This window comes from Massilia violaceinigra (genome assembly GCF_002752675.1).
Taxonomy (GTDB): domain Bacteria; phylum Pseudomonadota; class Gammaproteobacteria; order Burkholderiales; family Burkholderiaceae_D; genus Telluria_A; species Telluria_A violaceinigra.
Window position 1 is genome coordinate 4,180,630 of the sequence record NZ_CP024608.1, and the last position, 13,230, is coordinate 4,193,859.

10 protein-coding genes are annotated in these 13,230 nt (G+C 63.0%); 5 read left to right on the plus strand and 5 right to left on the minus strand.

Annotation, left to right across the window (positions count from 1 at the left end; all coding sequences use genetic code 11):
• Positions 1-40 precede the first annotated feature (40 nt).
• Together CR152_RS18710 and CR152_RS18715 are read right to left on the minus strand one after the other, a co-directional pair.
• Positions 41-1,306: a TolB-like translocation protein gene (locus CR152_RS18710; protein ID WP_099876993.1), complete on the minus strand. Its 1,266-nt coding sequence runs from the start codon at positions 1,304-1,306 to the stop codon at positions 41-43.
• Positions 1,307-1,395: 89 nt separating this feature from the next.
• Entirely contained in the window at positions 1,396-2,187 is a 792-nt protein-coding gene (locus CR152_RS18715) for a helix-turn-helix transcriptional regulator (protein WP_099876996.1), read from the minus strand.
• A gap of 97 nt (positions 2,188-2,284) precedes the next feature.
• On the opposite strand from CR152_RS18715, the gene CR152_RS18720 reads away from it, so the two are divergent.
• Positions 2,285-3,493 carry an MFS transporter gene (locus CR152_RS18720; protein WP_099876998.1) on the plus strand — a complete coding sequence of 403 codons (1,209 nt, stop codon included), beginning with the start codon at positions 2,285-2,287 and terminating at the stop codon, positions 3,491-3,493.
• 966 nt (positions 3,494-4,459) lie between these two features.
• Complete coding sequence (gene rraA, locus CR152_RS18730) at positions 4,460-4,954, plus strand: ribonuclease E activity regulator RraA (RefSeq protein WP_099877001.1); 495 nt, start codon at positions 4,460-4,462, stop codon at positions 4,952-4,954.
• Between the two features lie 69 nt (positions 4,955-5,023).
• On the opposite strand, the gene CR152_RS18735 is transcribed toward rraA, so the two are convergent.
• From CR152_RS18735 to CR152_RS18745, 3 genes are all read right to left on the minus strand, one after another.
• Entirely contained in the window at positions 5,024-5,596 is a 573-nt protein-coding gene (locus CR152_RS18735; protein ID WP_099877004.1) for a DUF8082 domain-containing protein, read from the minus strand.
• Between the two features lie 39 nt (positions 5,597-5,635).
• A complete protein-coding gene (locus CR152_RS18740) occupies positions 5,636-6,712 on the minus strand; it encodes a cache domain-containing protein (protein WP_099877007.1) in 1,077 nt (358 codons plus the stop codon).
• 492 nt (positions 6,713-7,204) lie between these two features.
• Positions 7,205-8,281 (minus strand): cache domain-containing protein, encoded by a 1,077-nt coding sequence (locus CR152_RS18745; protein ID WP_167399917.1) that lies wholly within the window; start codon positions 8,279-8,281, stop codon positions 7,205-7,207.
• Positions 8,282-8,953: 672 nt separating this feature from the next.
• Here CR152_RS18745 and aceA point away from each other — a divergent pair.
• From aceA to CR152_RS18760, 3 genes are all read left to right on the plus strand, one after another.
• Positions 8,954-10,252, plus strand: a complete 1,299-nt coding sequence (gene aceA, locus CR152_RS18750; RefSeq protein WP_099877013.1) for an isocitrate lyase — start codon at positions 8,954-8,956, stop codon at positions 10,250-10,252.
• A gap of 237 nt (positions 10,253-10,489) precedes the next feature.
• Positions 10,490-11,701 carry a 23S rRNA (adenine(2030)-N(6))-methyltransferase RlmJ gene (locus CR152_RS18755; RefSeq protein WP_099877016.1) on the plus strand — a complete coding sequence of 404 codons (1,212 nt, stop codon included), beginning with the start codon at positions 10,490-10,492 and terminating at the stop codon, positions 11,699-11,701.
• A 67-nt stretch (positions 11,702-11,768) separates the two neighbouring features.
• Complete coding sequence (locus CR152_RS18760) at positions 11,769-13,019, plus strand: EAL and HDOD domain-containing protein (protein ID WP_099877019.1); 1,251 nt, start codon at positions 11,769-11,771, stop codon at positions 13,017-13,019.
• Positions 13,020-13,230 lie beyond the last annotated feature (211 nt).

Genomic DNA, 13,230 nt, shown 5'->3' on the forward strand with positions numbered 1-13,230 from the left:
CACTGAACGCGAGGAGCCGTGTTCGACCCGGCGACCCGGCTCAACGCGCGATGATGTCGCCCACCAGGTCGCCTTTCAGCACCAGGGTCGAGCGGCCGTCGTCGCCCAGCAGAAACACGCCGCGGCCGTTCGAGTAAAGGATCTGGCCGGCCGGCGTGATGTCGTAGGACGCCACATTGCTCGCCAGCACGCGATCGTCGCCCTGGCGGCTGCGCTGCACCAGTTGCCAGCTGGCCGGCACCAGCGCAGGCACGCCGGCGACCATGCTTTCGCTGCGCAGGGCTTTCTCGGCATCGATGCGCTTGCCCTTGAGGATGATGGCCTTTACGTCGGCCTGGGTCGCCGGTCCGCTGGCGCCGGTGAGCGGCTTGCGGCTGTACATCATCGAGAAAAAATTCAGATAGTGGAACACCGCGCGCAGCAGGCGGAACGGGAACAGGACGGTATCGAGCAGGATATTGCCGCTGCTGTATTGCGGCACTTCGTACGGGCGGCGGATGAACAGCAGCTCGCCCGTGCGCGTCACGCGCGGGTGCAGGAAGTCGGTGTTGGGGTCGTCCAGTACTGTGTCCAGCTTGCCCGAGCGCAGGTCCAGCTTCTGTATGGTGCTGTGGCCGAGCGCGACGATCATGCCTGCCTTGTCGCGCGCCAGCCCGGCCGATTGGTAGACGATGCTGTCGTCGTCGCACCAGGCCGGCGCGGAATCGGCCGTGTCGCCGCCGGTCAGCTCGCGCAGGTTGTTGCCCTGCACGTCCAGGGTGGCGATGTTGGTGATGCTGTCCTTGGACGAAGAGGTGCAGACCAGCTTGCCTGTCTCGCGGTTCAGGTTCAGGTCGCTTAAATCAAGGTTCTGGCGGTGCACGATGCGCGTTTCGACGCCGGTTTCCAGATTGAAGGAAAACAGCCCGCCGATGCCGGCGTCGCTGAGGAAATACAGGATCGATTGCTGCTGGTCGAACTGGGCCGAGGTGTAGCGGATGGCGTTGGCGTCTTCGCCGAACTGCTTCATCTGGCCGTAGGCGGCCACTTCAAAGCTGGTGTTTTTCTTCCACGCATTGCGCTCGTTGCTGCGCGCCAGGCGGTCTTCGATCTCCTGGATGTAGGGGCTGTGCAACTGGCGCAGCGCGCCGCCGTCGGGCTGGTAAAACAGCTTGCCGTTCGAGAGGTACGCCACCCCGATGCCCGACAGGTTGGCCGAGCCGGCGGCGCTCGCGGTGCCTGAAGCGGGCTCTTTCGGCGCATCCGTCACGCGGTAGAACAGGATGAGCAGGCACACGAGCAGTGCAAAACCGATAAGTAAAACCACCAGATAACTCCTAAAATGGGGACAGCAGGGAAGCGCTCACTATACGTGCTTAATACCCATAAGAAATACGCTATTTGTAACTACGCAGTTCATCGCGCGTTGTCGGGGGCAAAAAAGGCGCTCGGCGAGCTGCCGAAGGTTTTCTTGAACATGGCCGAGAAGGCCGACTGGCTGGCGTAGCCCAGTTCCTCCGCGACCTGCGAGAGTGGCATGCCGCGTGCGATCAGCGGCGCGGCATGCGCCAGGCGCACCTGCTGGCGCCAGTGGCCGAAGGGCATGCCCAGCTCGCGCTCGAACAGGCGCGTCAGGGTGCGCTCGGAGGCGCCGACCTGGGCCGCCCACTGGCCGAGCGTCAGCTGGCAGGCGGGGTCCTCGATCAGGGCCGCGCACAGGGCGCCCAGACGTTTGTCCTGCGGCAGCGGCACGCGCATGGGGCGCGTGGCCGAGCCGGGCAATTCGTCGAGGATCAGCTCGGCCAGCAATTGCTCGCGCGGCCCCGGCCCGGTCTGGCCGAGCGCGATGATCAGCTCGCGCAGCAGCACCGAGACGGTCAAGACCCGGCATTCGTCGCCCTCGAACGGCGCGCGCGCGGCCAGGATGCACAGCGGGCGCAGGCGGGCCGTTTCGAGCACATGGATGGCATGCACCACATTGGGCGCGATCCAGATCGCGCGCAGGGGCGGCACGATCCAGGTGCTGCCGGGCGTGGTCACGCGCAGCACGCCGCTCAGGGCAAAGGTCAGCTGGCCCCAGACATGCTGGTGCGGGTCGAGCCACTGCGTCACGTCGAGGTCGCGGGCGAGGGCGCGTACCGGGCGCGACGGCGTCGGTTCGAGTCCGGGCGGCTGCCAGCGGGTATGGGTCAGGATGGTCAGGGTCATGGGTAATTGGCGGATCTGCGACAAAGTATGGCTTCCTGTCTCAAAACTGTCGATGATTTTTTACTTACACTGGTGTTTGCTCATTCAAGGATGCTTCATGAACACACCTACCCTGCGCGAGGATGCGCGCGTCATCGGGCTCGTTTCCCTGGCCCACGGCGTATCGCACTTCTACCACCTGATCCTGGCCGCCCTGTTTCCATGGTTAAAGCCCGCCTTCGGTCTCTCGTATGCCCAGCTCGGCTTGCTGATGACCCTGTTTTTCGTCGTCTCCGGCATTGGCCAGGCCCTGTCCGGCTTCGTGGTGGACAGGGTCGGCGCGCGCCGCGTGCTGTTTTGCGGGCTGGCGCTGCTCGGCACGGCCGCCCTGGTGCTGGCCGGCGCGCAAACCTACGCCATGCTGGCGGCCGGCTCCATGCTGGCCGGCCTGGGCAATGCCGTGTTCCATCCGGCCGATTACACCTTGCTGAACCAGCGCGTGAGCAAAGCACGCATCGCCCATGCCTTTTCGATGCATGGCATCAGCGGCAACCTGGGCTGGGCGGCCGCGCCCGCGTTTTTGGCCGGGATCGCCGCATTGGCCGGCTGGCGCGTGGCGCTGCTGTCGGCTGCCGCCATTCCCTTCGTCACGCTGGCGCTGCTGTTCGCCCAGCGCGCTCATCTGCGCGCCGATCCCGCCCCGGTGCAGGCCGCCGGCGTGCCGCAGGACAGTTCGTTCGCCTTCATGAAGCTGCCGGCCGTCTGGATGAGCTTTGGCTTCTTTTTCCTGACCGCCATTGCCTTAGGCGGTATCCAGAGCTTTTCGTCGGCCAGCCTGGTGGCGCTGTACGGCATTTCGCTCGCTTCGGCCACCACCGCCTACACGGCTTACATGCTGGCCTCCGCCGGCGGCATGGTGCTGGGCGGTTTCCTGGCCGCGCGCGCCCAGCGCCACGACCGCACGATCGCGATGTCGTTCATCTGCGCCGCGCTGATGGCGCTGCTGGTGGGCGCGGCCGTAGTGCCGGGCTGGATGGCGGTGGTGCTGATGGGCGGCATCGGCCTGGCGGCTGGCGTCGCCGGTCCCTCGCGCGATTTACTGATCCGCGCCGCGGCGCCTAAGAACGCCACCGGGCGCGTCTTCGGCATCGTGTATTCGGGCCTCGACAGCGGCCTCGCGCTTGGCCCGCTCCTGTTCGGCACCCTGATGGATGGCGGCCATCCGGCATGGGTGTTCGGCTGCATCGCCCTGTTCCAGGTGCTGGCGATCGGCACCGCGCTGACCGTGGGCGGCAGCAGCCGCGCGCTGCAGTTCAAGCAGGCCTGAGCCGGCGCACGACCCCTGGCTGGCCTGGTACAGGCGGTTCGCCGGGAGCAGGGTGTAGCGCACCCGGTAAGGCTTGAAGCCGAGGATGGTCTTGAAGCGCCGCAAGCCGTCCGTGGCGCCGAACCAGGTGTCGTACATGGCGTAGCGCACCTTGCGTTCGGCGATCAGCATGCTGACGATTTCGACGATCATGAAGTGCATGATGCCGTCATTGTTGCGGTAGCCGAGCAGGCGCGAGAACAGCGCAAAATTGCCGTAGATACCCAGCTCGCAATACGCGACCAGCTTGCCGGACTTGTCGAGCACGCCGTTGTAGCGGTAATGCGCGCGGTCGGTGTAGTGCGTGGTGCGCTCCTGGTAGCTGGCGGCCATGGGCCGGCCCTGGCGCTCGGGCAGGGACTGGTTGATGGCATGGATGTCGTTGGCGTAGCGGTTGCGCTCGATGCTGGCAAAGCGGTAGCCGCGCGCCTGCGCCCGGCGCGCGAAATACCCGCCCCAGTTGCGTTCGCCGATCGATTCGCGGTAGTGCGCGGACGTGACGAACTGCTCGATGTCGACCAGGGCCGCGCCGATGGTCTTGTTGCCGATGATGCGGTAGCGCGGGTGGCGGCGCGTGAAGTTGCGGTAGGCGGCGCTTACCTCGGCGGGCGCAAGGGCCGCGTCGAACTGCAGGTGGGCGCGCGGCAATGTGGCGATGGCTGTGACGATGTCCCACAAACGCCGGAGCTGTGACAGCGTGCTGAGCATGCGTGCCCCCTTGTCGAGAAAGAGGGACCGATTATGGCGCCGGAGCGCGCGCCCGTCTGCCCTGTTTGCGCCGCGCTTGTGACACATCACGCATGCCGCAGATGCCGTTTCCGAAGGGGAACCGGAACCCGGGTGGCGCGGTCAAAGTCGACTCACACAAGCCGCGCGGCAATCGCTTAGAATCGTTCTCATTTCCATTTCTTTTGCGAGCGAGCCGACATGACCTTTGCCACCACCGATCTGTGCGACGACCACCCTGAACTGCTGGAAGACGGCCGCCTGGCCGTGCTGCCGCCCCTGTTCAGGCATTACGGGCAGCAGGTGCGCTTCTGCGGCAGCGTGACCACTCTCAAGGTGTTCGAGGACAATGCCCTGGTGCGCGCCACGCTCGAAGCGCCGGGTAACGGCAATGTGCTGGTCATCGATGGTGGCGCCAGCCTGCGCCGCGCGCTGGTCGGCGGCCAGCTGGCCTTGCTGGCGCAAAACAATGGCTGGAGCGGCATCGTGGTCGATGGCTGCGTGCGCGACAGTGACGAAATCAACGCCTGCGCCATCGGGGTGCGCGCGCTGGGCACCCATCCGCGCAAAAGCAGCAAGCTGGGCGCGGGCGAACGCAATGTGCGCATCTGCGTCAGCGGGGTCGCGGTGCAGCCGGGCGATTGGTTGTATGCCGATGCCGACGGCATCGTGGTGGCGCAGCAAAAGCTGGCCTGAAGCAAGAGGGGAGAGACAGCAGGAACATCGTGCGCGCGGCGACGGCTGGGCCGCCGCGCGCAGGAGTACCTAGAACGCAGGCATGTCGAGCGCCTTGGCGACGTCGACCTTGAACTTGGCGGCCTGGTCGTCGTTCGGGATTTCCTTGGCCAGCGCCATGACCACGGCGCGCACGTCGGTGGCGCCATCGAAATGGTCGCTGCAGACGATTTCCGCCATCGGTCCCACATACTTCACCAGGCAACGCTGCAAGGTGGTCTTGATGTCGGCCGTGAGGCCCGGCGTGGCGGCAGGGCGCGGCGCGGCGGCGGCGGGACGCGGTGCGGCACCGCCCAGCACGCCGCTGCCAGGCAAGTCGTCCAGGGTACCGTCGAGGTAGCCCAGCACGATCTCGGTCGGCCAGTCCAGGCCGTCAGCATTGACGACGCCGGCCTTGTCCAGCGTCAGGCGCGCGTTCTGCATGGTGCGCATGATGGCCAGGCCGTCGCGGCCGCGGCGGCCACGGCACAGGATGAAGACGATCTTGCCGGCTTGCAGGTGGACCTGGGCCATGCGGTTGTCGTCGCTGATCAGCAACGCCGTGCCGGTGACGCGCTGCGAGCAAAAGCCAGCGATCTGGTCGACCACGTCGATAAATGGCATGAATTCCGGTTGTGACATATCAGTAACCTCTCATCGGTATCAAACCTTTTTACGCAGGCGATCCATTGCCAGCTGGATGCTGACGCCGAGACGTTCGATGGCACGGGCCAGCGAGCCAATTTCATCGCCGCGGGCCGTTTGCGGAATATTGACTTGCAGTTCGCCATTGCTGAGCTGACGGGCAATCGCGGTCAGTTCGTTGATCGGACGGGTCAATGCCTTGCCGAAGAAAATGGCGACGCCGATGACCAGGACCACGGCCGCGGCGATCAGGATGCGCGCTTCGCGTTCCATCTTGTGCATCGTAGCGTATGCTTCATCGTAATCTTGTTCAACCAACAAAGTCCAGCCTTGCGGCAATTTGCGCATGAAACCGATCACTTTGCGCTCTTCCGCAGTGTAGACGACAGGGGCGTCGACGATGCCGGCCACCTTGAGTGCCGGGTAACCGGTGAAATCTTGCAGGGCGGTACGGACCTTGGAAGCGTCGCCGTGGGCGATGACCTTGTTGCTGGCGTCGAGCAGGATGGCGCGGCCGGTGTCGCCGATGCGGATGTCGGTCACGATTTTGGAAATATCGGTCAGGTTCATTGACATGGCCAGCACGCCGACCAGGGCGGCGTTGGCATCGCGGATCGGAGTGGCCACGATCAGCGCCGGCTTGCCGGTCGTTTTGCTGATGGCGACCTGGCGGCCGACGGGCTGGCCCTTCATCACGGCCTGGAAGTACGAACGGTCGCCGTAATTGATCGGGGCGCCGCCGTCGTTACGGGCCGTGTTCGAGCCGTCCGGTGCGATCGTAAACATCAGGAACGACCATTCGTAGGCTTTGCCGGTCGCCTTCAGGATCGGGATCTGGCGCTCCGGAATCATCGAAATCGTATCCGCAAGGCGGCTGGCCTGGTTCATCGCGTGCAGATTGGTGTCGTCCCACGTGTTGATGCCGTTGGCCACGGTGTCCATGGTCAGGATCAGGCTTTGCGACACGTTGTCGGTCAGCTCGCGCTGCGCTGCCCGGTCACTGATGATCCACAGGGTGCACAGGGGGATCAGTGTGACTGCGAGCAAGGTGATGAGTACCTTGTGAAAAATATTCAAACTAAATTTTGGGTTCATGCTGCGCCTTCGTAATAGAGGTCTGCTTGACGTGGCAGATCGGCCAGCGTGTCGGACATCAAGATACCGATTGCTGGGCCGACATTAACTGGGTGTCGGACTTTTGTATCTGGCAATCCCGTGCGCTTGGCGCGCGGCGGGATCGAAAATTCGGAGCTTACTGTTGGCAGGATTGCACTGTCCGTGATGACCCGTGCCGCCATCTTCCGGAAACATCGGGGCGCGGTCTTCGGCAGTGTCTTAAGGTTGCTTGTAAGCACATTATTATACCGGTCTTTACCAAAAGCATGGGTTATCAGCGCCTTCCCGTTGTTTTTAGTAAGAATTCCCTCGGGTTGTGTGTTTACTGCAACAATATCCCGCCTCAAGATAGGTAAAACTGCAACACGGCACCTGCCGCGCGACGGACCGGGTTTTCTGCCTGCTCCCCCATGGCGGCCACGCCATGATGGCTGCGGCGCAGGGGGGAGGGCAGCCGGGCCGCCTTGCGAATTACCCCTTCTTGCGCAGGCGATCCATTGCCAGCTGAATACTCACACCGAGGCGATCGATGGCGCGGGCCAGCGAGCCGATTTCATCGCCGCGATCGATTTGCGCGATCGTGACCTGCAGTTCGCCGTTGCTGAGCTGACGCGCAATCGCGGTCAAATCGTTGATCGGACGGGTCAGGGCCTTGCCGAGGAAAATCGCGATGGCGATGACGAGCGCCACGCTGACGCCGATCAGGACGCGGGCATCCTTTTCCATCCGGTTCATGGTGGCGAATGCTTCGTCGTAATCTTGTTCAACCAGCAAGGTCCAGCCTTGCGGTAATTTACGCATGAAGCCGATCACCTGGCGATCTTCGGAGTTGTAGACGACCGGCGCGTCGGCGATGCCGGCCACTTTCAGTGCCGGATAGGCGCTGAAATCCTGCAGCGCGGTGCGGACCTTGGAGGCGTCGCCGTGGGCGATGACCTTGTTGCTGGCGTCGAGCAGGATGGCGCGGCCGGTTTCGCCGATGCGGATATCGGTAACGATCTTGGAAATATCCGTCAGGTACATCGACATGGCCAGCACGCCGACCAGCGTGGAGCTGGCGTCGCGGATCGGGGTGGCCAAGATCAGCGCCGGCTTGCCGCTGGTTTTGCCGATCACGACCTGGCGGCCGACCGGCGCGCCCTTGATGACTTGCTGGAAGTAGGAGCGGTCGCCGTAGGGGGTCAGGGCGCCGCCGTCGTTGCGGCCGACGTTGGCGCCGTCGGGCGTGATGGTAAACATCAGGTACGACCATTCGTAGGCGGTGCCGGTGACGCTCAGGATCGGATTCTGGCGCTCGGCCTTCATCGAAATCATGTCGTCCAGGCTGGCCGCCTGGGTCATGGCGCGCACGTTGGTGTTATCCCACCCAATAATGCCGTTGGCAACCGTGTTCATGGTCAGGACCAGGTTTTGCGACACGTTGGCGGTCAGCTGGCGCTGGGCTGCCTTGTCGCTGACCAGCCACAATGTACACAGGGGGATCAGCGTGACCGCTAACAGAGTGATGAGTACTTTGTGGAAAATATTAAGAGTAAATTTTGGGTTCATGAGATGCATTCGTAATGTAGGTCTGCTTGACGTGGCAGATCGGCCAGCGTATCGGACATCAAGATACCGATTGCTGGGCCGACACTAAACTGCGTGCCGGACTTTTGTAGCTGGCAACCATCCCGCTCGTCTGCGCAACGGGATTGGATGAGGAATTGTTGTTCGTAGGAGTTGCACTGTCCGCCATGGACCGCTTCGCAAACTGCCTGGAGACGCCGAGCGCGTCGTGCGGCAGTGATTAAGGATTGCCTGAAGGCACATTATCCTACGGCACTGTACGCGAGACATGTGTTTTCGAGCGATTCCGGGCGTTTTGCGTGAGAATTTTAGCATCGTGTGTCTTCTGTGCAACACTCAGCAGCCGATTGCCGCTGCGCGGGGCACCTTGTCCGGTACGCGGCCGTTGGCCGGCGGAAAAACGGCCGCCGGATTTCATCAGGCGGGCACTGCATTTCACAATGCAAAATGCTGCCATCGATTTGCCTTGCCGCGCTCTTCCATTTGGAGAAATTTCATTTCGTATCATGAGATATGAATTTCAAGTAATTGATTTTTAAGGATTTAAATTTAGTTATATGTCTTATATAAGAGTGTTGTTGCAGCGCGCAAAACGGTCTATGATTTCTCTAACGGATTTCGTTACTTAACTCGGCTTTCAATTAGGAGAACACCATGGCAACTCGTGAACAGCAAGTAGCAGAACTGCAAAAAGATTGGGACACCAACCCACGCTGGAAGGGTGTTGTACGTAACTACACCGCAGCCGACGTGGTGCGTCTGCGCGGCTCGCTGAAGATCGAGCACACGCTGGCCAAGCGCGGCGCGGAAAAATTGTGGGATCTGGTGAATAACGAGCCTTTCGTCAACGCCCTCGGCGCCATGACCGGCAACCAGGCCATGCAGCAGGTCAAGGCTGGCCTGAAAGCCATCTACCTGTCCGGCTGGCAAGTCGCAGGCGACGCCAACGTCGCTGGCGAAATGTATCCCGACCAATCGCTGTACCCGGCCAATTCGGTGCCGCTGGTCGTACGCCGCATCAACAACACCTTCCAGCGCGCCGACCAGATCCAGTGGTCCGAAGGCAAGGATGACATCGATTACTTCGCGCCGATCATCGCCGATGCCGAAGCCGGCTTCGGCGGCGTCCTGAATGCCTACGAACTGATGAAGTCGATGATCGATGCGGGCGCCGCCGGCGTTCACTTCGAAGATCAGCTGGCGTCGGTCAAGAAATGCGGCCACATGGGCGGCAAAGTGCTGGTGCCAACCCGTGAAGCGGTCGAAAAGCTGACCGCGGCGCGCCTGGCGGCCGACGTGATGGGCACCTCGACCCTGGTGATCGCCCGTACCGACGCCGAAGCGGCCGACCTGCTGACCTCCGACGTGGATGACAACGACCGTGAATTCTGCACCGGCGAGCGCACCGTGGAAGGCTTCTACAAAGTCCGTCCGGGCATCGAGCAAGCCATTTCGCGCGCCATTGCCTACGCGCCGTTCGCCGACCTGGTGTGGTGCGAAACCGGCAAGCCGGACCTGGCCTTCGCCAAGCAGTTCGCCGACGCCGTGCACGCCAAGTTCCCAGGCAAGATGCTCGCTTACAACTGCTCGCCATCGTTCAACTGGAAAAAGAACCTGGACGATGCCACCATCGCCAAGTTCCAGAAAGAACTGGGCGCCATGGGTTACAAGTTCCAGTTCATCACCCTGGCCGGCTTCCATGCCCTGAACTACGGCATGTTCAACCTGGCGCACGGCTATGCGCGTCGCCAGATGTCGGCCTTCGTCGAGCTGCAGGAAGCCGAATTCGCCGCCGCCGACAAGGGCTTCACGGCCGTCAAGCACCAGCGCGAAGTCGGTACCGGCTATTTTGACGCCGTCACCCAGACCATCCAGCAGAACCAGAGCTCGACCACCGCGCTGCATGGTTCGACCGAAGATGAACAATTCTTCGACGAAAAGAAAGTAGCTTAAACGCTATTGATCCGCGGCGCTTCCACAAGGAGCGCCGCCAGCGGGATGGTCCCGAAACGGGCCATCCCGCGCCCCCACGGGTGGAAACGCACAGCGCCTTCCCCCTTGTCCGCCTCAGGCACATGCCGCGCGGTCAAGGGGGAGGGCGTTGCGCATTTACGCGCTTTTTGCGTCCGAACCGTCTTTATAGAGGATAATGGCGGCTCAGATCCCCCTTTTTTATGGAATACCCACGTTATGTTGAGCTACCGCCACGCCTTTCACGCGGGTAATCACGCCGACGTCCTGAAGCATTTCGTGCAGATTCAGCTGCACGAATACATGAATCAGAAAGACACGGCCTACACCTATATCGACACCCACTCCGGTGCCGGCGTGTATGCGCTCGATGGCGGTTACGCGTCCAAGAACGCCGAATACGAAACCGGCATCGGCCCGCTGTGGGAGCGCAAGGACTTGCCCAAGCCGCTGGCTGAATACGTCAACCTGATCAAGGAACTGAACCCGAGCGGCAAGATGCGCTACTACCCGGGTTCGCCGTATTGCGCCGACAAGGTCATGCGCGAGCACGACCGCCTGCGCCTGTTCGAGCTGCATCCGGCCGACAGCAAGATCCTGGCCGATAACTTCCGCAAGGTCGAAGCGCACGCGGCAGCGCAGGGCGAGCGCCCGAGCGCGCGCGGCCGGCGCGTGCTGATCGAGCGCGGCGATGGTTTCCACGCCCTCAAGACCCTGCTGCCGCCGCCATCGCGCCGCGCCCTGGTCCTGATCGACCCGCCGTACGAAGACAAGCAGGATTACCGCAAGGTGCGCGACGCGCTCGACGATGCGCTGGTGCGTTTCCCGTCCGGCATTTACGCGATCTGGTATCCGGTGCTGCAGCGCATGGAATCGCGCCAGTTCGCCGACAAGCTCAAGCGCCTGGCGGCCAAGGAATGGCTGAACGTCACCCTGACCATCACCACCCCGGGTCCGGATGGCTTCGGCCTGCACAGCAGCGGCATGTTCATTCTCAACCCGCCGTACACCCTGGAGCCGACCTTGCGCCAGGTGATGCCGTACCTGGTGCAGGTGCTGGGCAAGAATGCCGACGCCACCTACGTGATCGAAAAAGGCACCCAGGTGACCGGTACCGCCAGCGGCCGCACCGGTGCCAACGGCGCCGTGCGCATGCCGGTCGGTAACGCCCGCAAGGCCAGCCCGACCGCCGGTGCCGGCAGCCTGCGCCTGCCAGGGCAAGCACCGGCAGGCACGCCCGGCGCGGCTGGCGGCGCACCACGCGCGCCGGTGGCCAAGCGCTCCAGCATTGCCGCTGCCGCGGCTGGCAAGAGCGCGCGCCCCACCGAGGCTGGCGTCACGCGCAAGAGTGCGCGGCCGGCCGAAGGCGGCGCGGCGGGCAAGAGTGCGCGTCCGACCGGTCCACGCAACAGCGGCCCGCGCCGTCCTTAAGTCTGCCGCCGTAGTATAGTCACCGCAGGTGGCGTCGTGGTCGGCGCCCCTGTTTTCCGGATTCCCCATGCCTATTGATACCGTGGCCGAGCTGGCGCTGCCGTCCGACGATTTCTTTCTCGCGCGCCAGCCTATTCTCGGACGCAACCAGCGACTGGTTGCCTTTGAACTCTTGTTTCGCAGCGCAAACGGCGGCGACGCCAATGTGACCGATCACGCCGCCGCCACGGCGGCCGTGATTTCGCACGCGTCCCAACTCGGCATGGCCAAGGTGGTCGGCGAACGCCTGGCGTTCGTCAATGTCGACGAGATCGTCCTCATGAGCGACTTCGTGCGCTTCCTGCCGCACGACAAGGTCATCCTCGAAATCCTCGAAACCGTGCAGGCCACGCCCGCTGTGATCGCGCGCGTGCGCGAGCTCAAGGAGTTCGGCTTCAAGTTCGCCCTTGACGATGTGGTCGACGAGTCCGAGGATGTGCGCAAGCTGGTCGACCTGGTCGACATCATCAAGGTCGATGTGCAGGCCGTGCCGGCGCAGGCCTTGCCGGCGCTGGTGGCCGCCCTGAACGGACGCAACAAGAAGCTGCTGGCCGAAAAGGTCGAGACGGTCGAGGAGTTCGAGGCGTGCATGGCGCTCGGCTTCGAGTATTTCCAGGGCTATTATTTCGCGCGTCCGGCCATTTTGAGCGGCAAGAAAATCGCGCCGTCGGAACTGGTCATCCTGCGCCTGCTCGACCTGATCAATTCGGACGCCGACGACGCCGAGATCGAGCGCGCCGTCAAGCGCGACGCCCTGATCAGCCTGAATCTGCTGCGGCTGGTCAATACCCCGGCGGCCGGCGCGCGCGGGCGCATCGATTCGCTGACCGAGGCGCTGTACGTGCTGGGGCGTCAGCAATTGCAGCGCTGGCTGCAAATCCTGCTGTATGCCAAGCCGGGCGCGGCGGTCGAGCTGAATTCGCCGCTGCTGCAGATGGCCACCACGCGCGGCAAGCTGATGGAACTGATGACGCAGAAAGTGCCGGGCGCCAGCGCCGAGACCGGTTTCACGGTGGGCATCATGTCGCTGATGGATGCGCTGTTTTCGATGTCGATGCAGGAAATTCTCGGCACCGTGGTGGTGGCCGACGAAGTGCGCGCCGCCCTGCTCGAACGCAAGGGCGTGCTGGGCGACATGCTGCGCGTGGTCGAGCTGCTGGATAATCCCAAGCGCGGCCCGGAACTGGCCAGGTCGCTCAAGGCGCTCGGCCTCAGTGCCAAGGTCATGCGCGAGATCGAAATGGAAGCCTTCGGCTGGGTGAACGAGCTGGTGGCCTGAAACACCCATATCCAAAGGCGAGACCATCCCGGGTCGGGCGCTAATGCCGCTAAGTTAAGTCGTTATCTGACCACAAACTCAAAAACCGTCTTTCCCGCCTCTCCAAGAACTGGCCTTTGGATTCGATGGCGTTAGGTCAGCGTTTTTCTCACCACAAACTTCAAAACCGTCATTCCCGCGTAGGCGGGAATCCAAGTTCGTCGAGCCGCCT